The organism is Duganella sp. AC917 (assembly GCF_979258245.1).
On the sequence record NZ_OZ409848.1, the window covers coordinates 5,969,074 to 5,988,303 of the forward strand.

Genomic DNA, 19,230 nt, shown 5'->3' on the forward strand with positions numbered 1-19,230 from the left:
AGCCGTGCACCATATGGGAACGTTTCCAAAATGAGACACTTAGGATGATAATCCGGTTTTTTTCGACGCTGGCGGTCGCGTTATTGCTGACCCAGCCGACGGCGGCCGCCGATCAGGGACAGGCGGCCACCCCGGCCGAATTCCGCTGGCCCAACGGCGCGCGCGCCGCCGTCAGCCTGGCGTATGACGACTCGCTCGACTCGCAGCTCGACATCGCCCTGCCGACACTGGACAAATACGGCCTGAAGGCCAGTTTCTACCTGCAGTTGTCCGCGCCCTCGGTCGGGCAGCGCATGGCGGCGTGGCGCGCGGCCGCAGCGCACGGCCACGAGCTGGGCAACCACAGCCTGTTCCACCAGTGTTCCGGCAAGGCGCCGGGGCATGAATGGGTGCGACCGGAACGCGATCTCGATACCGTGAGCGTGGCGCAGATGGCCGAGCAAGTCCTGGTCGGCAACACCATGCTGGCCGCGATCGACGGCCGGCGCGAACGCACCTACACCGTGCCCTGCGGCGATACGGTGGCCCTAGCATTGGGCGGCCGCGCCAGCTATTTGCCGGCCATCGCCGGGCAGTTCGTCGCCATCAAGGCCGGCGGCGGACCAGCGGTGACACCGTCGATGGCCGCGCTCGACCCGCACGCGGTCAACGTGCTGGCCCCCGAGGGGTTGAGCGGCAAGCAGCTGATCGCGCTGGTGCGCGAGGCGGGCGAGCGGGGGACGATGGTCAACTTCACCTTCCATGGCGTCGGCGGCGATTACTTGGTGACCACCGCTGCGGCGCACGAGGAACTGGTGCGCTACCTTGCCGAAAACCGGGACACCTACTGGACCGACACCTTCCTGAACATCATGACTTACGTAAAAAAGCAAAAGTGACGACTCGTGGCCACCATTAAAGACGTAGCCCGCCTCGCCGGCGTGGGACTGGGGACCGCCTCGCGGGTGGTCAGCGGCAAGGGCTCGGTATCGCCGGCGACCATCGCCAAGGTGCGGGCGGCGATCGAAGCGCTGGATTTCCGGCCGTCGCACGCGGCGCGCTCGCTGCTGTCCGGCAGCAGCCGCATGATCGGCGTCTACATCCCGGTGCTGAGCGGGACGTTTTATACGCCCATCCTGCAAATCATCGATACCGAGCTGCGTACCGCAGGCCTGCACATGGTGGTGGCGTTCGGCGTCGGGCTGGGCGGCGCGCGGCAGCAGGCGATCGAAGGCATCGAGTTTCTCATCGAACGCGGCTGCGACGGGCTGATCCTGATGACCAACGTGCTGCTGGAGGAGGACATCGCCGCGCTGGGCGCCAAGCAGCATCAGGTAGTGCTGCTGAATCATCACTTCGACAGCATCGCCGGGCAATGCTTCACCGTCGATCACCAGCTTGGCGGACGGTTGGCGGCGCGCGCCTTGCTCGATCATGGACATCGGCGGATCGCCGTGGTCTCCGGGCCGTCTAGTTTGCCGGACAACGTGGTGCGTATCGACGCCTTCATGTACGAGCTGGCGGCGCACGGCATCGACACCGGCAAGGTATGGCTGGTGGAGCGCGATTTTTCGCCGGCCGGCGGCTGGTCGGCGGCCAAGGAGCTGATCGAGTCGGGCTACGCCTGCACCGCGCTGTTCTGCGCCAACGACGAGATGGCGGTCGGCGCGTTGTCGTATTTCCAGGAGGCGGGAATTCATGTGCCGAGCGAGCTGTCGGTGATCGGCTATGACGATACGCCGAGCGCGGAGTTCGCGGCGCCGCGCCTGACGACGGTGCACATGCCGTGGCGCGAGATGACGCAGAACGGGCTCAATGCGCTGCTGAACGGCTGCTACGATTTGCAGCGGCCGGTGACGCATCAATTCCCGGTGACGATGACGTTGCGCGCATCGCTGGCCAAGGCGGGCGGCTGATCGCGCCGCCGCGTCTGGCGACACGCCATGGCTACTAAACCCCGCTTCTGTCTGGAGACCGTCGGGCGGATTAGGCGGAACGCCGTAATCCGCCATCTTTGAGCCGCCGACTACGCATGCATGGCGGATTACGCTACGCTAATCCGCCCTGCGTCTCTCCATGGGGGAGCTTAGTTCGACGACGATTCATTGGCGCCCGCCGAACCGCTGGTCGAGCCGCTCGCCGAACCGCTGGCATTCACCGAGGGTTTCGCCGCCATGGCGGTCGCAACGCCGTTGCCTGCCCCTGCCGCTGCCGCCTCGCGGCTGCCGTTGACGGCGCCCGAGGCATTCGCCGCACTCGACCGCGCATAGTCACGGGTGCTGTCCACCTGTGTCCCGGCGGCGTCGCGCAACGGACTGGCCGCGCCGCGCGCGCCTTGCACAGCGCTGCTGGCGATCATGCCGGCGCCGCCACTATCCGCGCCGATCGCTCCGTGCGCTCCACCGCTGGCGTTGCCGCCGCCCTGGCCGCTCGCGTTGCGGGTCTCGGCGGCGCTATTACGGGTCTCGGCGGCGCCATTGCGGGTCTGCCGCAACTGGTCCGTATCGATCGTCCCGGCGGCCGAACGCGTGAACGAGCCCATGCCACTCATCTGGCCGCCAATGCTGCCGGCGCCGCCGACCAGGCCGCCCACGCCCGCGCGCCCCAGCAATTGCGCATGCGCGGAGCAGGCGACGCCGATGGACAGGGCGATGATCAGTTGTTTTGCAATGGTGACGTTTGTCATGATGTTCTCCTTGTTAGCGCCGCGGACGATCCGCAGCTGTCATAAGGAAAACGTCCAGGCCCGGCCGTTTAATCCATCACGATGAAAATATTTTTGAACATTACCGAAACGCCGAGGGATCGAGGCGAAACGCCGCGCCCACCACGCCGTAGCCGATTTCGTTGCTGACGGTGCCGGCGGCGACGCCGGACGCGGTTTTCGCCACGGTGGCCACCGCCCGCCCGGCCGCTTCCACGCCGGGCCGGTCCAGCAGGCCGGCCAGCAGCGCGGCGACGATGGGCGAGGCGAACGATGTGCCCCGCACTGTGCGGTAGGGCGGCGCGCCGATGGCGGCGCTGACCATCTGGTTGCCGGGCGCGGCGAACATCACCTGCGGCCCGCGCGCCGCCTCGGGCAGCGGCCGGCCTTTGACATCGACTCCGCTCACGCCGACCACGCCCGGATAGCTGGCCGGATACAGCGGCGGCGCGGCGGGACCGTCGTTGCCGACCGCTGCCACCAGCAGATGGCCGCGTTGCACCATGCGTTTGACGACTTGTTCGAGTATCCGGTTGGGCGGTCCGACCAGGCTGATATTCACCACCGCCACTTGCTCCCTGGTCAGCCAGGCCAGTGCGCCGGCGATCCGCGACGCCGAACCGCCGGTGGCGCTGTCGCAATAAATGTCGGCCGCGTACAGCCTGGCGTCCGGCGCCACGCCCGTGAAGCGCGAGGCGGCGGCGCGGCCGATCATCAGCGCGGCCACCGCCGTGCCGTGCGGGTTCGGATGGCTGGCGCCGTCGCACCCCCAGGGGACGATGGCGGCGTCGCGAAACACTTCGTGGTCGCGCGCGACGCCGCCATCGACCAGGCCGACACGGGCGGCGCCGGGCTTGCCGGCCGGCACCGCGCTCGCGGTACCCTGCGGCGCCACCGTGGCCGGGGTGTCCGGCGCGCTGGCGCTGCCTGTATAGATATGATTGAAGTCGTAGACGCCGTCGGGATCGGCCGCGCGCAGGCGCTCCAGCATGGCGCCCGTGTCGGCGCCGCCGGGAACGCGCAGCACGGTGACGGCGTCGTCGCCACCGTCGTTGAGGACGATCAAGCCGGCGGACCTGGCCGCCGCGATGCCGGCCGGGCCGGGCGACCATGCCAGGATCTCGTGCCGGACCACCGGTTCGCCACGCGGATCGGCCTCCAATGCTTCGCGGTGACGCTTGAGCAAGTCGCCGACCTGGTCCAGGCGCAGCGCCCGTAGGTCGATCGTCTCGGCGCGTTGCAGCAGACGCCGGCCCGGCTCGCGCAGCACATTGCCGTCGAGGCCATCGCGCAGCGGAACTTGCGGTAATTGCGGCAGTTGCACCTGCGGCAGGCGCAATTGCGCTTCGGCGGTGCCGACGGCAAGGGTACACGCCAGCGCGAAAACCAATCGCAGCCGTTGCACGTTAGGTAGCATTCTGTTTAGCATAATGGACGGATGATAGTATAAGGATTGGGCTTCCGATGAATAAACGAACGGCACAGGGATTAAAATCCATCGCCCCGACGTTTACCTGGTATCCATGACCGCAAACGCCACCATCAACAACGACATCGCCGCCTTGCTGCCGCGCTTGCGCCGGTTCGCCCGCAGCATCGTCTACAACCGGGAGGATGCCGACGACCTGGTGCAGATTGCCGTCGAGCGGGCGCTGGCGCGCAGCGCGCAATGGCAACCGGATACGCGCCTGGACAGCTGGATCTTCCGCATCATGAAAAACGCGTGGATCGACGAGGCGCGCTCGCGCATCCGGCGCGACAACCTGTTCGCCCCGGCGGAGGCGGGCGAGCACGTCGGCGACCAGGCGGCCGAAGCGCAGCAGCAAAGGATGGCGATCGAAAAGGCGGTCGGCATGCTGTCCGAGGAGCACCGCATGGTGGTGGCGCTGGTGCTGGTTGACGGCATGCCGTACAAGGAGGCATCCGAAGTGCTGGAAATTCCGATGGGCACCCTGACCAGCCGCCTGGTGCGTGCCCGCGCGGCATTGCAGGAAATATTATCCGATCAAAAGAGGACCGCGACATGAGCTTTTCCGACGAAACCCTGATGGCCTACGCCGACGGCGAACTGGCCGAGCCGGCGCTCAGCGAGGTCGAGCGCGCGGTGCGCACCGATCCGGCCGTCGCCGCCAGGGTGGCGCAGCATCAGGCGTTGCGGGCCGACGTGTTCGCCGCCTTTGCCGGCATCGCCGACGAGCCCGTTCCGCCCAGGCTGGTGGCGGCGGCGTTGCCGGGCAAGGTGGCCGATTTGAGCGCGGTGCGTGCCGCCCGGGCCGGCGCCGCGCATCATGCGGCAACGTCCCAGGCAGCCGGGCAGGCGCAGCGTGGTCGCTGGTCGTGGCCGGAATGGGGCGGCATGGCCGCCGCGCTGGCGATGGGGGTGCTGGTGGGCAGCGTGGCGCTGGGCGGTGGCGCCGCGCGGGAAGGCGCAACGGCCATCGCCGTGGCCGGCGCCGATGGTGCGCTGGTGGCGCAGGGGCCGCTCGCGGTGGCGCTGTCGCAGCAATTGGCTGGCACCAAGGGAGGGACGGTCGATATCGGTGTCAGCTTTGCCGCCACGGATGGCGCGCTGTGCCGCAGCTTTATAATGCGTCAGTCGGCCGGCCTTGCCTGCCGCAGCGGCGAGCAGTGGAAGCTGGTGATGATGACGGAGCCGGCCAAGGGCAAGACCGGCGCCTATCGTCAAGCCGGCAGCGCCATGCCGTCGGCCGTGCTGGAGGCGATCGACGCGCGCATCGCCGGCGCCGCGCTCGATGCGCAAGCCGAGCAGGCGGCCAGGCAGCGCGACTGGAAGCGCTGACCGCTTCCGCCCATCAGCCGAAGCGGTTGGCCGCCGCGTAGCCGGCCACTGCCGCCGCTGCGGACAGCAGGCCACCCCAGACGATGTCGATCAACGTCAACCCGAGCGGCCAGGCTTTCAGGACCGAGTAATTGGTGAGGTCGTAGGTGCCGTAGGCGACCAGGCCGAGCAAGCCGCCAAACAGGGCGGCGGTTTGCCAGCTGCCCGCGCGCAGCGCCGGGGCCACCGCGAAGACCACCACGCCGACGGCGAACAGCAGGTAGAAGGCGGCGGCCGACGCCAGCCTGGGCTGGGCCAGCAGCAGGTCGCCGAGGGCCGCCTTGTAGGCCGGCCCCATGTAGAACGTCAGCCACAGCGCATCGATTGCCAGCAGCGCCAGCAGCGCGGCACCGTAGCCGAACAGCCATTGCTGCGTGTTGAGGGAAGTGACGGCGTTGTCCATGCGGTGTCCTTGGTTTATTTCAGCAGTTTAAGCAGGGCTTCGGCGGCGACTTCGGACGACGCCGGATTTTGTCCCGTGACCAGCAGGCCGTCGGTGACCGTGTACGGCTGCCAGTCGCCCAGCTTGGAATACATGCCGCCGCGCTCGCGCAACATGTCCTCGACCAGGAACGGCACCACCTTGGTCAGGCCGACCGCCTCTTCCTCGGTGTTGGTGAAGCCCGTCACCTTCTTGCTGTTGACCAGCGGCTTGCCGTCCGGACCGTTCACGTGGCGCAGCACGCCGGGCGCGTGGCACACGGCGGCGACCGGCTTGCCGGCGGCGATCATCGCTTCGATCAGCGCGATCGAGTCGCGGTCCTCGGCCAGATCCCACAGCGGCCCGTGTCCGCCCGGATAAAACACGGCGTCGAAATCGGCGGCCGACACGTCGGCCAGTTTGCCGGTGTTGGCCAGCGCCGCTTGCGCCTCCGGATCGCCCTTGAAGCGTTTGGTCGCCTCGGTCTGCGCATCGGCCTCGTCGCTCTTCGGGTCGAGCGGCGGCTGGCCGCCCTTAGGCGACACCACCGTCAGCTTGGCGCCCGCTTCCTTGAGCGTGTAGTAAGGCGCGGCGAACTCCTCCAGCCAGAAGCCGGTTTTCTTGCCTGTGTCGCCCAGTTGGTCGTGCGAGGTCAGTACCATGAGAATGTTCATATGTGTCCTTTGTATCGGTTAAAAGTCCAGCTTGTCGCCGGGATTGATGGCCATGACTTTGGTTTTTCCGTTGCCCAGCGCAGCGCTGTATTCGGCAGGCGTGCCTTTGAGCTGCGGCGTGGTGCCGTAGTGCATCGGGATCACGTAGCGCGGGTGCAGCCATTCGCGGGTCGCCATCGCGGCGTCCTTCGGGCTCATGACGAAATGGCCGCCGATCGGCATCAGCGCCAGATCCGGCTTGTAGTAGTCGCCAATGAATTTCATGTCGCCGAACAAGCCGGTGTCGCCCATGTGGTAAATCTTGAAGCCGTTTTCCAGTTCGATGATGTAGCCGACCGGCTCGCCGCCGACGTGCACCTCGTCCTTGCCGGTGGCCGGGTTCTTCCAGCCCAGCTCCGAGCTGTGTTCGGCGTGCACGGCGGTGATCTTGATGTCCGGGCCGAGCGGCGTGACGGTGCCGCTCTTGCCGAAGCGTACCGCTTGCGCGGCCGGTAAGATCTCCAGTGCCGCCACCGATTGCATCAGCCCGGCCGGGCCGTAGACGGGCACGTTGTTCAGCTTGGCCAGCGCAGGGGCGTCGGCAAAGTGGTCGTTGTGGCCGTGCGTGACCAGGATCAGGTCGACCTTGCCCAGCGCGTCGAGGTTTTTGTAGGCGGCCGGGGTTTTCGGGTTGCTTGTCAGCCAAGGATCGACGACGATGACCTTGCCGCCGGGCGTGGTGATCTTGAAAGTCGACTGCCCCAGCCACTGCACTTCGGTCTTGTTGCCCGCTTTTTCTTGGGCCGACGCGGCAAAGGCGGTGGTGAGCATCAGCGTTGCCGCGATGGCGCGCAGCGTCTTCGATGTGCCTGACATGGAGTGCTCCTCAAGTTAATCTGGGTGAATGTTTAGCATACGCCACATGCGAAGAGCGCGTCACACTGTCGAGCCAAGGTCCATACTGTCCAAAATCGCTCATTTGGAGGTTGCATGTTACGTCGTTCATTTCTGGGAATGCTGGCGCTGCTGGGCGCAAGCCCCGCCGGTGCTGGTGAAACGGACAGCGCCGCACTCTGGCGCCGACTGAGCGAAGGCGGCCACGTGGTGTTGATCCGGCACGCGGCGACCGTTCCGGGCATCGGCGACCCGGAAAACTTTAAGCTCGGAGTGTGTGCCACCCAACGTAATCTGTCGGATAGTGGACGGCAGGACGCGCGCCGCATCGGCGCGGCCTTCCGCGAGCGGGCGGTGCCGGTGTCGCAGGTGCTGTCGAGCCGTTGGTGCCGCTGCATCCATACGGCGCAACTGGCATTCGGGCGCGTGCGGCCGGAGCCGATGGTCGATTCGATGTTCGACGACGATGACGCCGCGCGCCAGAAGAAAGTGCACGCGCTGCGCACTTATCTGTCCGCGCACAAGGCGCCGGGCAATCTGGTGCTGGTCACCCACGACATCAACATCCGCGTGCTGGTCGGCGAGAGCCTGTCGCAGGGCGAGATGGTGGTGGCGCTGGCGCAGCCGGACGGCACGCTCAAGTCGGTTGGCGTGTTGCCGTTGCCCAAATAAAAAAGCCGCCACCGCGTTTGCGGTGACGGCTTTTTCGGTTGCCTGCCCGTTCAGTCGGGTCAGCGTATCGCTAGTTGCCGCACTTCCTCTTTGACGAAGTGCGACTCCGCCGACCACACCGCGCAGGCACGGGACAGCAGCTTGGCCTCGGCATCGGCCAGCACGCCGTCGGCGTCGGCGATGTTCCACATGGCCCGCAGCAACTGGCGGCGCAGCGCCGGGTCGTGGATCTCGCCGAGCAGGGCGTCGATGGTGGCCTCGTCCAGCACCACGTGCTCGTGCTTGACGGCGGTGGTCAGCATGTCTTTGCACAGATCGTCGACCAGGTCGTGGAAATTGTCGATATCGATGTCGATGTACTCCAACAGCCGCGAACGTTGCAGCGCCTGCAGTTCGGACGGCGCCATATTGCCGTCAACTACCATGCACAGGGCCACGAGTCGGCCAGCGGCGCTGGCGCTATCGGTTTCGTAATGTCGCATTGTCTTACTCCTTCAAAATTAGTTTATTTCTTACGTGTCGCATACAAGCTGGCGACGACGCTACCTGCGATCAGCAAAGCCACCACCGACAGCGAGATGTGGACCGGGATGTGTATCCACGGCAGCAACAGCATCTTCAAGCCGATGAAGCACAGCACCAGTGCGAGGCCATATTTGAGCAAGTGGAACCGGTCTGCGATATCGGCCAGCAGGAAGTACAGCGCCCGCAGACCAAGAATCGCGAACATGTTCGACGTGAACACGATGAACGGGTCCGACGTGATGGCGAAGATGGCCGGGATCGAATCGACCGCGAACACCAGGTCGGTCACCTCGATCAGGATCAGCACCAGGAACAGCATCGTCACATAGCGCTTGCCATCTTTCTTCACGAAGAACTTCTCGCCGTGATCGGCCTCCGACACCGGCAAGTGGCGCCGCGCAAATTTCAGCACCGGGTTGTTCTTGACGTCCGGTTCATCGTCGACCGCCCTGATCATCTGGACGCCGGTGTACAGCAGGAACGCGCCAAACAGGTACAGCACCCAGCTGAATTCCTTCACCACCCACGCGCCGGCCAAAATCATGATGGCACGCATGACGATCGCGCCCAGTACGCCGTAGATCAGCACACGCCGCTGGTACTCCGGCTTGACCTGGAAGGCCGTGAAGATCAGCAGGAAGACGAAGACGTTGTCGACCGACAGCGCTTTCTCGATCAGGTAGCCGGACAGAAACTCCAGCGATTTTTGTTCCGCGATCTCCGCGCCGACAGTGCCGTTCAAATACCACCACAGGCCGCCGTTAAACGCCAACGCCAGGCTGAACCAGCCCAGCGACCATGCGCCCGCCTCGCGCAGCGTCACCTTGTGCGCCTTGTTGCCGCCGAAGACCCACAGGTCGACGGCCAGCATCAGCAGCACGAAGGCGACGAAGCCCGCCCACATGGGGGCGGTGGCGATGTTCTCGATTCCAGTCATGCGACTCTCCGCTTAATTGTTATGCCGCTCGTCTTTGTCGTCGGACTCGTCGTCCGCCGGCGCCAAGGTGGCCACTTTGTCGTGGGTGAATTCCCGGCTGCGCGACAGCTGGCGGGCCAGCGCGCGGTCGGCGCGTTCGGCGGCGCGGTCGATCGCGGCGTACATGTCTTCCTCGGTGTCCTCGATGACGACGGTCTTGCCGTTGTCCAGGCTGATCTGAATCTTGCAGCGCTTGTCGCGGCCGCCGCGCGGACCGTTGATGTCCGACAGCCACACGGCCAGGCGGCGGGTTAGCGCCCAGCCCAGCGACGTTTCCAGTCGGCGATACACGTAGGCGCGCAGGCTTTCGGTCAGGACCAGGCCGTTCGATTGGATTGCGATGTTCATGATCATTTCCTTTCTTGGTGGATGACAAGACCCATGATAGGGGCGCCCAATCATTCGTACAATTCGAATATACTTGGTTAAAGCATCGAGAAAAGCGATCTATTGAAGGAATGATAATGGCCACCTTGAACTACAAACACCTGCGTTACTTCTGGATGGTGGCGCGCAGCGGCAGCATCGCCAAGGCCGCCGAACAGCTGCATTTGACGCCGCAATCGATTTCCGGCCAGCTCACCGAATTTGCCGACGCCCTCGGCGTCGAGCTGTTCCGGCGAGTAGGGCGGCGGCTGGAACTGACCGAGACCGGCAACCGGGTGCTGCGCCACGCCGAGGACATCTTCAGCGCCGGCGACGCCTTGCTGGAAGTGGTCAAAGATCAGTCCGCCACACAAATCACCACGTTCCGGGTAGGGGTTTCCGATTCGGTGTCGAAGGCGGTCGCCTGCCGCTTGGTGGCGCCGGCGCTGGAGCTGGCCGAACCGACCAGGCTGATCTGCCGGGAGGGACGGCTGGCCGCGCTGCTGGCCGACATGGCGGTGCACAAGCTCGACCTGATTATCACGGACCGCGCGATGCCCAGCCATCTGAGCGTGCGCGGCTACAACCACCTGTTGGGCGAAAGCGAACTTGGCGTGTTCGCGGCCACCTCGTTGGCGGCAACCTTGAGCGGCGCGTTTCCTGAGTGCCTGAACAACGCGCCGCTGTTGTTGCCGGGGGAGGATTTCGCCATTCACGCCAGGCTGATGCAGTGGCTGCACACGCACGTGCCGCGTCTGCGCGTGATTGGCGAGTTTGACGACAGCGCCATGATCAAGGCGTTCGGGCAGTCGGGGGCGGGGCTGTTCTTCGCGCCGGCGGCGATCGCCGATGCCATCTGCGCGCAATACGGCGTGATGATGATCGGCACCATCCCTTCGCTGCGCGAGCAAGTCTATGCGATCACGACCGAGCGGCGCATCAGCCACCCTGCCACGCAGGCGATACGCCAGGCCGCGCTGGAGACGCTGTCGGCATGACGCGCAACGGAAAAGGGCTGGGTTCTGCATCAGCAAAACCCAGCCCGTCGCAATCGTTAAGACTTTAAGACTTATTTAGGCATGACAACCGTGTCGATGACGTGAATCACGCCGTTGTCGGCGGCGATGTCGGTCTTGGTGACGTGTGCCTTGTCGACCATTACTTTGCCGTCTTTGGCAGTCACGGTCAGCGATTCGCCTTCAACAGTCTTGACCTTGCCTGGTTTTACATCGGCGGCCATCACTTTGCCTGGCACCACATGGTAGGTCAGGATCTTGGTCAGCGCGGCCTTGTCTTTCAACAGGGCGTCGAGCTTGGCCTTAGGGATTTTCGCGAACGCTTCGTCGGTCGGTGCGAACACGGTGAACGGACCTGGACCTTTGAGCGTGTCGACCAGACCGGCAGCCTGCACAGCCGCCACGAGGGTGTTGAACGAACCTGCCGATTTTGCGGTATCGACGATATCTGCTGCGCTAGCCGCGCCGAAAGCCATGGTGAAAGCTGCTGCGATCAAGATCTTCTTCATGTAAATCTCCTTTGAGTGAACCGTTTTTCGAACCGGCATGTGCACAATTTATAGGTCAACGGCGATCTTGTCCGCTATTTGTCGTACTGTGCGGCGTGAAATGCGGTTCAACTACGGTTCAGTTGGGTTGTTGACGCTGATGTCCGCAGCCAGGATCTCGGCGCGCAGGTCGGGCTGGTCTGCAGCCAGAAGCGGTGAGGGCAGAACGGCGGCAAGCAGGAAAACGGTCGCGGTCGGTAGTTTCATCGGGGTCCCCGGAATTGAGGTTTGCGTGGATATTCGTGAGCTTTGCCGACAAATGAACTGCTATTCTCATCCACGGTATCGGGCAGCTATCCCGATCGATACAAGCAAAATAGACTTCCTCATGAATAATACTTTCAACATGTCCGTTCCGCATCTTGAGACCGAACGACTGCTGCTTCGCGAATATCGGCGTGCGGACTTTGGCGCATTCGTCGATCATTTAACGGATCCCGTGAGCTCGGCCCATTTCCCGCCGGCTGACCGCGATACGGCATGGCGGATCTTCGGTTCGCAGGCCGGACTGTGGCTGATTGATCGCGCCGGATGGTGGGCGGTTGAGGACAGGCAGACCGGGCAACTGGTCGGCAGTGTCGGCGCATTCTTTCGCGAGGATTCAACGGTGATGGAGCTTGGCTGGAACACCTATCGTGCGTACTGGGGGCGAGGATTCGCGAACGAAGCGGCGGCTGCGGCCCTGAATTATTCGTTCCAAATTCGACGCGAGCCGAAAGTCCGTGCGCTTATCGCTTCAGCCAACGAATCATCTCTTCGCGTCGCGCAGCGCCTTGGACTGACGTATGAGTCGGATGTCCAGATGCACGGCAAGCCAATCGGCGTTTATACGCGTGAGCGCGAAGGCTCGCAAAGTCTTTGAGTCGCTGCCCGCCCGATAGGCGGGCACCTTAAGATTCGGTTCATCCAAACGCGTCAAGCTCGGCGATGTTTTCCGCCATACTGGCGGCAACTTCCTCTCCGAGTCAGCCAATGCGCATTTTGTTAGTCGAAGACGACACCTCCCTGGGCGAAACCATTCTCGCGTGGCTGCGGCTGGACCAGCACGCGGTCGACTGGGTGCAGCGTGGCGATTCCGCCCAGACCGCGCTGATGACCCATCGCTACGATTGCGTGCTGCTCGACCGTGGCCTGCCGGGCATGTCCGGCGACGCTTTGCTGGCCGAGCTGCGCGCCACCGGCAACGCCGTGCCGGTCATCCTCATCACCGCCTTCAACGCGCTGGCCGACCGGGTCGAGGGACTGGACCTGGGCGCCGATGACTACCTGGTCAAGCCGTTCGAGCTGGAGGAGATGTCGGCGCGCATCCGGGCGGCCGCGAGGCGAGGCGTGCACCAGGTCAGCAATGACCTGGTGCACGCCGACATCGCACTCAATATCGAGACCAAGCAGGCCAGCCTGGGCGGCCAGCCGGTGGCGTTGACCGCGCGCGAGTACCACGTGCTGTATGCGCTGCTGCTGCGCAAAAACAGCATCGTCACCCGCGCCCAGATCGAGGAAACGCTGTATGGCTGGGGCGATGAGGTGGAAAGCAACGCCATCGAAGTGTACATCCACAATCTGCGCAAAAAACTGGGCGCCGACAGCATCGTCACCGTGCGCGGCCTCGGCTACCGGCTGAAGAATCATGGCGACTAAGCCGACAAAGGCGGGCGGTGCGCCGTGGTCGCTGCGGCGGCGCCTGCTGGCGGTGATTGTGGCCGCCAGCACCGTGCTGTGGCTGGCCAGCCTGGGCATCGTTACCGTCATCGCCTGGCACGAGACCAATGAGGTGTTCGACGACGCGCTGGAGGAATCCGGCTACATGATCATGGCCGCCACCACCGAATGGAACGAGCGCGGCCTGCTGGCGTCGGCAAGGCCGGGCGGCGCGAGTGGCCGCAAGGTCGACATGCAATACCAGATCGTCGTCGACGGCCGGGTGATTCAGCGCACCAGCGGCGCGCCGGTCCGGCCGTTTGTCACCGGCTTTGACGACAGCCACGGCTTTGCCGATCCCGAGGTCGACGAGCGCCGCTGGCGTGTGTTCATCGTACGCGACGACGAGCGCCGCTTCGAGGTGCAGGTCGGCCAGAAATACAAGAAGCGTTTCGATATCCTGGGAGAACTTGCCGAGTCGCTGTGGTTGCCGGTGCTGGGGTTTCTGACCTTGCTGGCGCTGGTGTGCTGGCTGTTGACCGGCCGCGTGCTCAAGCCCTTGCACCGCACCGCGTCGGCCATCGCAGCCAAGACGCCCGACGATCTGGCGCTGGTGCCGACCGCCGGCCAGCCGCGCGAACTATTGCCGATCGTGACGGCGTTGAACGGCGTGCTGGGCCGCCTGGACGCGGCGCTGCAAGCGGAGCGTCGCTTTACCGCCGATGCCGCGCATGAACTGCGCACGCCCCTGGCCGGGCTGCACATGCGCGTGCAACTGCTGCAGCGGCAGCATCCGGATCTGGCGGTATCCTTCCAGAAGCTGCGCCAGGATATCGCGCGAATGACGGGGCTGGTCGACAGCCTCCTGGCGCTGGCGCGGCTCGACCCGCTGGCACGCGAGCAACTGGTGCGCGAGCCGGTCGCGCTCGCGCCGCTGTTCGAGCGGCTGCTTGCGGCCCACGCCGGCGAGGCCGAGCAGCGCGGCATCACGCTGACCGCGCGCTGCGATCTGGACAAGCTGGACGCCAACCCGCAGATGCTGGAGATTATGCTGCGCAACCTGATTGACAATGCGCTGCGCTATTGCCCTGCCGGAAGCCGTGTCGAGGTGGCGGCGAGCAGCATCGCCGGCCGCGACCGCATCACCGTGCGCGACGACGGCCCCGGCGTCGACGATGCCAGCCGTCAGCGGCTGACGGAGCGGTTCTTTCGCGTGCTGGGACAGGGGCAGGGCGGCAGCGGACTCGGCCTGTCGATCGTCAAGCGCATCGCCGACCTGCACGGCATCGACATCGTGTTCGGCACCGGCCTCGACAGCCGAGGTTTGGGCGTCACGCTGCATTGGCCGGATCGATGAGGCACAGCAAGAACAGGATTCTTTAAGATACGGTTAATGTCCAATCGGTGTAATGCGTCTGTGCCTGCAACAAACCGCAGGTTCCGATAACGACACACCACCACAAAGGACAAGACCATGAAACGCATACTCCAAATCTCTTGCATCACCACCCTGCTGGCCGGTTCGGCCTTCGCCTTCGCCCAGACCGGCGGCTACGCCGGACCGTCCACCAACGCCGCGCCGGCCGGCTATTCCGGCCCGTCGAGCGTGCCTGTGATGACCGCCAAGGATCTGCTGGCCAAGGGTAAGGACGACCAGTACGTCAAGCTCAAGGGCAAGCTGGTCAACCACAAGGGCGGCGAGGAATACGAGTTTGCCGACCAAAGCGGCAAAATCACGGTCGAGATCGACGCCAAGCGCTTCCCGGACGGCGTGAAAATCGACCAGAACACGCTGGTCGAGCTGACCGGCGAGTTTGATAAGGAAACCATTGGCGAATCGACCTTGGACGTCAAGCAAATCAAGGTTGTGAGCAACTAAGCAAGCTGTGCGCGCGGTGTGCACGTTCGCTGGAATATTCTTGCCGACGCGTAACAATAACTGTATCTTGTGGGATCGTATTTGTTAAATTTCCACTGGAGCAGGTAATGTCACGTCAAGAAGTCACAGCCGAACAGGTCGCCGCAGCGGCCGATGAGTTACAACGCGATGGCACGCGGGTGACCATCGAGGCGGTTTGCGAGGCGCTCGACGGCGCCTCCGTCAATGCCGTGCACAAGCATCTGACGGCGTGGCGCGCGCACAACGCCAAACCGGTCGAGCCGCCCAAGCTGGATATTCCCGAGCCGATCGCCATCGCGCTGGGCAAGTGGGCCCAGCAATTGGCAGAGGAGGCCGGTGCCGGCACGCGCGAGGCGCTGGCGCAGTCGGAAGAGGATCTGGAGGTCTTGCTCAAGTCCGGCGAGCAGTTCGAAGCCGAGCGCGAGGAGTTGCTGGCCACCCTGGCCGAGCGCGGCGAGGAGATCGACCAGTTGCAGGCCGAGCTGCGCGACGCGCGCCGGATCGCCACCGATGCGCTGGTGGGCAAGGCTAAAGACCAGTTGGCCATCGAGGGCAAGGACAGCCAGTTGGCCGACCTGCGCGCGCAGATCGAGCGCAACGTGGCGGCCGCCGCCGCGTTGTCGGACGCGCGGCTCAACGCCCAGATGGAGTTGGTCGGCGCGGTCACGGCGCGCGACAATTTCGCGGCGGAGATCAAGGATTTGCGGGCGCGGCTCGCGGCCCGCAGCGGCGAACCGCGCAAGGCGGAATAACCCGCGTCACTGCGGAAAGCATCCCGGTGCGGCTTTCACGCAACGTTTTGTTGCGTGGCCGCAGATTTTTTTTGTGCCCCGCCGCGCATGGCGGGCTCTTCCCTCATCAGGCGCCACCCCGGCCGCCGATACGCACCGCATCCAGCTCTTTCCCAGCCTCCACGCCCGGCGACCGACCGCAGCGGGCGCGGCCGGCCGCGACCAACATCATGACTCAGAGCATGTTGTCATAACGGTTTCGGTATCAGAACACGGAAAAATTTGATTGGTTTGCTCTTGGTTCGCTCCTTAAGATTAGTTTCGCAGCACAAGAAAACATGCTCGCGCACTAAATCATTTACAAAAATTATAATTTCGGAGACAAACACATGAGCGTACCTGCCACGGGGACTCGCCCCCAATACCATCTGAAAATCAAGCTGTCGGTCGCCGTCCTGGCCGGCGCCGGCATCCTGAGCAGCGCCTCCGTGTGGGCGCAAGCGGCCGCCGAACAGACGGCGCCGATCGACACCGTGGTCGTGACCGGTGTCAAGGCCTCGCTGATCAAGAGCCTGGCGATCAAGCGCACCAACGACCAGGTTGTGGAATCGATTGTTGCCGAAGACATTGGCAAGCTGCCCGATAACAATGTCGTCGAAGCGCTGCAGCGCGTGACGGGGATCCAGGTCACCAACCGCTCAGGCGGCGAGGTCGGCACCTTGTCCATCCGTGGCCTGCCCGACGTCCAAACCACCTGGAACGGCCGCACTATTTTTACCGCGTCCGGCACCCAGGTAGCGCTGCAGGACATTCCGTCGAACCTGGTTCGCCAGATCGACGTCTACAAGACGCGCGACGCCAGCCAGTTGGAGGTTGGAATCGCGGGCCAGGTTGACGTCAAGTCGCTGCGCCCGTTCGATTTCAAGGGGTCGAAAGTTTCGCTTTTGGCGCGTGAGACCTATCTCGATCCCGCGAAAAAGGCGAACCCGCAACTCAGCGCCTTGTTAAGCAACCGCTGGGAAACCCCGTTCGGCGAAGTCGGTGCCCTGGTCAATCTGTCGGCAAGCCGGACGAAGTACCGTAATGAAAGCGTGACGCCAGGCGCGATGGTGCCGTTTGTCAGCCCCAATGCCGCCGAAGTCCCCGCCGGTTACACGCCCTTGCAGCGCATCACCGACACCAGCATCTGGACACCTGGCACCCGTACCGGTTTGCCGACGGCAGCCGGTTCTACGCTCGATTTCAACGGCAAAGCCTATCCTTACTACCTGTCGCGTGACGCCGTTTTCCAGAGCGACCTGCAGGGCAAGCGCGAGCGTCCCGCCGCCAATCTCGCCTTGCAGTGGAAGCCGAACAGCAGTTCGGTCTACACCTTCGAATCGATGTACAGCGGTTATCGTGACAAGGCCTTCAACCAGTTGTTGTTCAGCTTTGCCGACTGGTGGGGAGATCTCGGCAGCAACCCTGCCGGGACGATTACGACGTTCCCGGGAACGAACATCATCAAGAGCCGCAATGTCGGTAGCGTCTATGCCTTCAACAGCGGCGACTACACCACATCGGCGACCGATTCCCGCGTGTATGCCCTGAACGGCAAGTGGGATATCGGCGACAGGCTGAGGCTGGATGGTGATCTGTCGTACCAATCGAGCAGCTTTCAATCGGAATTCACAGCCACCCGGATTGATCGCGTCGCGCCTTCCATCAACGTCGACTTCAATGCCGGCGGCGGCAACACGGCGTTCGGCTTCAACAACAACAATGCCGACCTGACCGACCCGACCAAGTGGAATGTTGCGCAGTTCTACGATACCGCCAACCGCAACAAGGGGAGTGCCGCGACGGCCAATCTGTCGGGCGTCTACGATGCCGACTGGGGTGTGCTCCAGACGATCCACTTCGGCGGGCGCCTCGACGAACGCAAGGCGTCGGAGGCCAACCGCAACCAATCGGGCACCTTGAACCGCAACCTTGCCTCGCTCGGTCCGGAGTATTCCTCCACCAACTCGAACTTCGGCACGGATATCTCGAACGTGCCGCGCTCATGGGTGGAGCCCAATGCCTACTACATCCGCGACCATATCGACGACTGGCGCAAGATGTTCAGCTCGACCGATCCTAATTTCCTGACGACGGACCAACTGAGGCTGCAGAAGACGTTCCAGGTCGATGAAAAGACGAGCAACTTGTTCCTGATGGGGAATACCCAAAACGAGCTGTTTGGCAATCGCCTGCGCGGCAATTTCGGCGTGCGATACGTCAAGGTCGACACCGACATGACTTTCTATAAGGTTGATGCCACCACCAAGGTGGTCACGCCGACCACTGCCAGCAAGTCGACCAGCAAATTCCTGCCCAGCGCGACCTTGATTTACGATCCAGCCAAGGATGTCGTACTGCGCGCGAACTATGGGCAAACCCTGCGCCGCCCGAACTTCGGTAGTTTGAATCCTGTCCTGCAACTCGGTGACGACGTGACCAGGGTGGGTTATGGCTCGGGCAGCGGCGGCAATCCGGACCTGGAACCGACGCGCTCGAAGAACCTGGATCTGACGGCCGAGTGGTATTTCCAAAAGGACAGCGCACTCTACGGTACTGCGTTCAAGCGCAAGATCGAGGGTCTGGTCGTTGACTTGCGCCGCAGGGTGCACGTCGATCCGGCAAACGACCCGTTCCGCAACTCGACCTCGGGCGGCGACCATACGAACGGCTATGACTACGTCATCAACTCGCCGGTCAACGCTTCCGACGGCACGATCAGTGGCGTTGAGCTCGGTCTGGTTTACTTCCCGAAATGGTTGCCTAGCATGCTGGACGGCCTGGGGTTCCAGGGCAGCTTTACGAAACTGAAGTCGTCGCAGAACGTGCCCGAGGTCAATGATGCCGGCGACGTCGTCGCCCAGCTCGAGACACCGTTCTTCGGCGTGTCCAACAGGTCCTACAATGCCACTTTGGCTTACGAAAAGGGCCCGGTCAGCGCGCGCTTGTCCTATGTGTGGCGCTCCGGCTTCCTGTCCACCAACGAAGCGGCGCAGTTTGCCAATCCCCTCGGTATCTGGCGTCGTCCGGAAAAGAGTGTGGACATGCAAGTGTCGTACAAGATCAACGACAACATGTCGGTCGATATCAGCGGTGTCAACCTGACCAACGAAATGCAGCAGCAGTATTACCACTTCGGCAGTGCGGGTAATCCGCAGACGACCAGTTTCGGTACGCTGCAGATCGGACGTTCGGTCGCGGTTGGCCTGCGCTGGAAGATGTAACGATGTAGTAGTCGCCGCAAGGGGGCGATTTCATTTGCGCGTCGCGGACTTCGGTCCCCGGCGCGTTTTTTTTGCGGCAAGCAGCTGGTGAATTTCGAAAACGGT

22 protein-coding genes are annotated in these 19,230 nt (G+C 63.8%); 12 read left to right on the forward strand and 10 right to left on the reverse strand.

Annotated elements, in window-relative coordinates; translation table 11 throughout:
• The first annotated feature begins 44 nt into the window (after positions 1–44).
• Positions 45–878: a polysaccharide deacetylase family protein gene (locus ACZ0BA_RS26055; protein ID WP_463454016.1), complete on the forward strand. Its 834-nt coding sequence runs from the start codon at positions 45–47 to the stop codon at positions 876–878.
• Between the two features lie 6 nt (positions 879–884).
• Entirely contained in the window at positions 885–1,895 is a 1,011-nt protein-coding gene (locus tag ACZ0BA_RS26060) for a LacI family DNA-binding transcriptional regulator (protein ID WP_463454017.1), read from the forward strand.
• A gap of 170 nt (positions 1,896–2,065) precedes the next feature.
• Here ACZ0BA_RS26060 and ACZ0BA_RS26065 read toward each other — a convergent pair whose 3' ends face one another.
• Together ACZ0BA_RS26065 and ACZ0BA_RS26070 are read right to left on the reverse strand one after the other, a co-directional pair.
• Positions 2,066–2,665: a hypothetical protein gene (locus tag ACZ0BA_RS26065; RefSeq protein ID WP_463454018.1), complete on the reverse strand. Its 600-nt coding sequence runs from the start codon at positions 2,663–2,665 to the stop codon at positions 2,066–2,068.
• A gap of 100 nt (positions 2,666–2,765) precedes the next feature.
• Entirely contained in the window at positions 2,766–4,100 is a 1,335-nt protein-coding gene (locus ACZ0BA_RS26070; protein WP_463454019.1) for a S8 family serine peptidase, read from the reverse strand.
• A gap of 106 nt (positions 4,101–4,206) precedes the next feature.
• Between ACZ0BA_RS26070 and ACZ0BA_RS26075 the strand changes: the two genes are divergently transcribed.
• Both ACZ0BA_RS26075 and ACZ0BA_RS26080 read left to right on the forward strand, forming a co-directional pair.
• Complete coding sequence (locus tag ACZ0BA_RS26075; RefSeq protein ID WP_463454020.1) at positions 4,207–4,710, forward strand: RNA polymerase sigma factor; 504 nt, start codon at positions 4,207–4,209, stop codon at positions 4,708–4,710.
• On the forward strand, positions 4,707–5,483 hold the full coding sequence (locus tag ACZ0BA_RS26080; protein WP_463454022.1) for an anti-sigma factor family protein: 777 nt from the start codon (positions 4,707–4,709) through the stop codon (positions 5,481–5,483). Before ACZ0BA_RS26075 ends, ACZ0BA_RS26080 begins: the two co-directional genes overlap by 4 nt.
• A 13-nt stretch (positions 5,484–5,496) precedes the next feature.
• Here the strand turns inward: ACZ0BA_RS26080 and ACZ0BA_RS26085 are convergent, their stop codons facing one another.
• The 3 genes from ACZ0BA_RS26085 to ACZ0BA_RS26095 are packed head-to-tail and all read right to left on the reverse strand — an operon-like array spanning position 5,497 to position 7,427.
• Positions 5,497–5,925 carry a DUF2177 family protein gene (locus ACZ0BA_RS26085; RefSeq protein WP_463454023.1) on the reverse strand — a complete coding sequence of 143 codons (429 nt, stop codon included), beginning with the start codon at positions 5,923–5,925 and terminating at the stop codon, positions 5,497–5,499.
• Positions 5,926–5,939: 14 nt separating this feature from the next.
• Positions 5,940–6,617 (reverse strand): type 1 glutamine amidotransferase domain-containing protein, encoded by a 678-nt coding sequence (locus ACZ0BA_RS26090; RefSeq protein WP_463454025.1) that lies wholly within the window; start codon positions 6,615–6,617, stop codon positions 5,940–5,942.
• 18 nt (positions 6,618–6,635) lie between these two features.
• Positions 6,636–7,427, reverse strand: a complete 792-nt coding sequence (locus ACZ0BA_RS26095; protein ID WP_463454834.1) for a metal-dependent hydrolase — start codon at positions 7,425–7,427, stop codon at positions 6,636–6,638.
• A gap of 159 nt (positions 7,428–7,586) precedes the next feature.
• Between ACZ0BA_RS26095 and ACZ0BA_RS26100 the strand changes: the two genes are divergently transcribed.
• Positions 7,587–8,162, forward strand: a complete 576-nt coding sequence (locus tag ACZ0BA_RS26100; protein ID WP_463454026.1) for a histidine phosphatase family protein — start codon at positions 7,587–7,589, stop codon at positions 8,160–8,162.
• A 59-nt stretch (positions 8,163–8,221) separates the two neighbouring features.
• Here ACZ0BA_RS26100 and ACZ0BA_RS26105 read toward each other — a convergent pair whose 3' ends face one another.
• Genes ACZ0BA_RS26105 through ACZ0BA_RS26115 form a run of 3 tightly spaced genes read right to left on the reverse strand, consistent with a single transcriptional unit; the run spans position 8,222 to position 10,011 of the window.
• Positions 8,222–8,644, reverse strand: coding sequence for a tellurite resistance TerB family protein (locus ACZ0BA_RS26105; protein ID WP_463454028.1), 423 nt, complete (start codon positions 8,642–8,644; stop codon positions 8,222–8,224).
• A gap of 23 nt (positions 8,645–8,667) precedes the next feature.
• A complete protein-coding gene (locus ACZ0BA_RS26110; RefSeq protein ID WP_463454029.1) occupies positions 8,668–9,624 on the reverse strand; it encodes a TerC family protein in 957 nt (318 codons plus the stop codon).
• A 12-nt stretch (positions 9,625–9,636) separates the two neighbouring features.
• The gene (locus tag ACZ0BA_RS26115) at positions 9,637–10,011 is read right to left on the reverse strand and encodes an HPF/RaiA family ribosome-associated protein (protein WP_463454030.1); all 375 of its coding nucleotides are present in this window, start codon (positions 10,009–10,011) and stop codon (positions 9,637–9,639) included.
• A gap of 116 nt (positions 10,012–10,127) precedes the next feature.
• On the opposite strand from ACZ0BA_RS26115, the gene nhaR reads away from it, so the two are divergent.
• The gene (gene nhaR, locus ACZ0BA_RS26120) at positions 10,128–11,027 is read left to right on the forward strand and encodes a transcriptional activator NhaR (protein ID WP_463454031.1); all 900 of its coding nucleotides are present in this window, start codon (positions 10,128–10,130) and stop codon (positions 11,025–11,027) included.
• A gap of 71 nt (positions 11,028–11,098) precedes the next feature.
• Here the strand turns inward: nhaR and ACZ0BA_RS26125 are convergent, their stop codons facing one another.
• Together ACZ0BA_RS26125 and ACZ0BA_RS26130 are read right to left on the reverse strand one after the other, a co-directional pair.
• The gene (locus ACZ0BA_RS26125; protein ID WP_463454032.1) at positions 11,099–11,554 is read right to left on the reverse strand and encodes a fasciclin domain-containing protein; all 456 of its coding nucleotides are present in this window, start codon (positions 11,552–11,554) and stop codon (positions 11,099–11,101) included.
• A 111-nt stretch (positions 11,555–11,665) separates the two neighbouring features.
• On the reverse strand, positions 11,666–11,800 hold the full coding sequence (locus ACZ0BA_RS26130; RefSeq protein WP_463454033.1) for a hypothetical protein: 135 nt from the start codon (positions 11,798–11,800) through the stop codon (positions 11,666–11,668).
• Between the two features lie 121 nt (positions 11,801–11,921).
• On the opposite strand from ACZ0BA_RS26130, the gene ACZ0BA_RS26135 reads away from it, so the two are divergent.
• From ACZ0BA_RS26135 to ACZ0BA_RS26160, 6 genes are all read left to right on the forward strand, one after another.
• Positions 11,922–12,455 (forward strand): GNAT family N-acetyltransferase, encoded by a 534-nt coding sequence (locus ACZ0BA_RS26135; RefSeq protein ID WP_463454034.1) that lies wholly within the window; start codon positions 11,922–11,924, stop codon positions 12,453–12,455.
• A 110-nt stretch (positions 12,456–12,565) separates the two neighbouring features.
• Positions 12,566–13,231 (forward strand): response regulator, encoded by a 666-nt coding sequence (locus ACZ0BA_RS26140; RefSeq protein WP_463454036.1) that lies wholly within the window; start codon positions 12,566–12,568, stop codon positions 13,229–13,231.
• Positions 13,221–14,588 carry an ATP-binding protein gene (locus tag ACZ0BA_RS26145; protein WP_463454037.1) on the forward strand — a complete coding sequence of 456 codons (1,368 nt, stop codon included), beginning with the start codon at positions 13,221–13,223 and terminating at the stop codon, positions 14,586–14,588. The genes ACZ0BA_RS26140 and ACZ0BA_RS26145 overlap by 11 nt, the downstream gene beginning before the upstream one ends.
• A 117-nt stretch (positions 14,589–14,705) precedes the next feature.
• Positions 14,706–15,110 (forward strand): YgiW/YdeI family stress tolerance OB fold protein, encoded by a 405-nt coding sequence (locus ACZ0BA_RS26150; RefSeq protein ID WP_463454038.1) that lies wholly within the window; start codon positions 14,706–14,708, stop codon positions 15,108–15,110.
• Positions 15,111–15,217: 107 nt separating this feature from the next.
• Positions 15,218–15,883 carry a DNA-binding protein gene (locus ACZ0BA_RS26155; RefSeq protein WP_463454039.1) on the forward strand — a complete coding sequence of 222 codons (666 nt, stop codon included), beginning with the start codon at positions 15,218–15,220 and terminating at the stop codon, positions 15,881–15,883.
• A gap of 368 nt (positions 15,884–16,251) precedes the next feature.
• Positions 16,252–19,125 carry a TonB-dependent receptor gene (locus tag ACZ0BA_RS26160; RefSeq protein WP_463454040.1) on the forward strand — a complete coding sequence of 958 codons (2,874 nt, stop codon included), beginning with the start codon at positions 16,252–16,254 and terminating at the stop codon, positions 19,123–19,125.
• The last annotated feature ends 105 nt before the right edge of the window (positions 19,126–19,230 follow it).

Bases quoted from the DNA above. Each gene is read 5' to 3' on its own strand.
- ACZ0BA_RS26055 (WP_463454016.1), top strand. From the start codon at position 45: ATGATAATCCGGTTTTTTTCGACGCTGGCGGTCGCGTTATTGCTGACC.
- ACZ0BA_RS26065 (WP_463454018.1), bottom strand. From the start codon at position 2,665: ATGACAAACGTCACCATTGCAAAACAACTGATCATCGCCCTGTCCATC.
- ACZ0BA_RS26070 (WP_463454019.1), bottom strand. From the start codon at position 4,100: ATGCTACCTAACGTGCAACGGCTGCGATTGGTTTTCGCGCTGGCGTGT.
- ACZ0BA_RS26075 (WP_463454020.1), top strand. From the start codon at position 4,207: ATGACCGCAAACGCCACCATCAACAACGACATCGCCGCCTTGCTGCCG.
- ACZ0BA_RS26080 (WP_463454022.1), top strand. From the start codon at position 4,707: ATGAGCTTTTCCGACGAAACCCTGATGGCCTACGCCGACGGCGAACTG.
- ACZ0BA_RS26085 (WP_463454023.1), bottom strand. From the start codon at position 5,925: ATGGACAACGCCGTCACTTCCCTCAACACGCAGCAATGGCTGTTCGGC.
- ACZ0BA_RS26090 (WP_463454025.1), bottom strand. From the start codon at position 6,617: ATGAACATTCTCATGGTACTGACCTCGCACGACCAACTGGGCGACACA.
- ACZ0BA_RS26095 (WP_463454834.1), bottom strand. From the start codon at position 7,427: ATGCTCACCACCGCCTTTGCCGCGTCGGCCCAAGAAAAAGCGGGCAAC.
- ACZ0BA_RS26100 (WP_463454026.1), top strand. From the start codon at position 7,587: ATGTTACGTCGTTCATTTCTGGGAATGCTGGCGCTGCTGGGCGCAAGC.
- ACZ0BA_RS26105 (WP_463454028.1), bottom strand. From the start codon at position 8,644: ATGCGACATTACGAAACCGATAGCGCCAGCGCCGCTGGCCGACTCGTG.
- ACZ0BA_RS26110 (WP_463454029.1), bottom strand. From the start codon at position 9,624: ATGACTGGAATCGAGAACATCGCCACCGCCCCCATGTGGGCGGGCTTC.
- ACZ0BA_RS26115 (WP_463454030.1), bottom strand. From the start codon at position 10,011: ATGAACATCGCAATCCAATCGAACGGCCTGGTCCTGACCGAAAGCCTG.
- nhaR (WP_463454031.1), top strand. From the start codon at position 10,128: ATGGCCACCTTGAACTACAAACACCTGCGTTACTTCTGGATGGTGGCG.
- ACZ0BA_RS26125 (WP_463454032.1), bottom strand. From the start codon at position 11,554: ATGAAGAAGATCTTGATCGCAGCAGCTTTCACCATGGCTTTCGGCGCG.
- ACZ0BA_RS26130 (WP_463454033.1), bottom strand. From the start codon at position 11,800: ATGAAACTACCGACCGCGACCGTTTTCCTGCTTGCCGCCGTTCTGCCC.
- ACZ0BA_RS26135 (WP_463454034.1), top strand. From the start codon at position 11,922: ATGAATAATACTTTCAACATGTCCGTTCCGCATCTTGAGACCGAACGA.
- ACZ0BA_RS26140 (WP_463454036.1), top strand. From the start codon at position 12,566: ATGCGCATTTTGTTAGTCGAAGACGACACCTCCCTGGGCGAAACCATT.
- ACZ0BA_RS26145 (WP_463454037.1), top strand. From the start codon at position 13,221: ATGGCGACTAAGCCGACAAAGGCGGGCGGTGCGCCGTGGTCGCTGCGG.
- ACZ0BA_RS26150 (WP_463454038.1), top strand. From the start codon at position 14,706: ATGAAACGCATACTCCAAATCTCTTGCATCACCACCCTGCTGGCCGGT.
- ACZ0BA_RS26155 (WP_463454039.1), top strand. From the start codon at position 15,218: ATGTCACGTCAAGAAGTCACAGCCGAACAGGTCGCCGCAGCGGCCGAT.
- ACZ0BA_RS26160 (WP_463454040.1), top strand. From the start codon at position 16,252: ATGAGCGTACCTGCCACGGGGACTCGCCCCCAATACCATCTGAAAATC.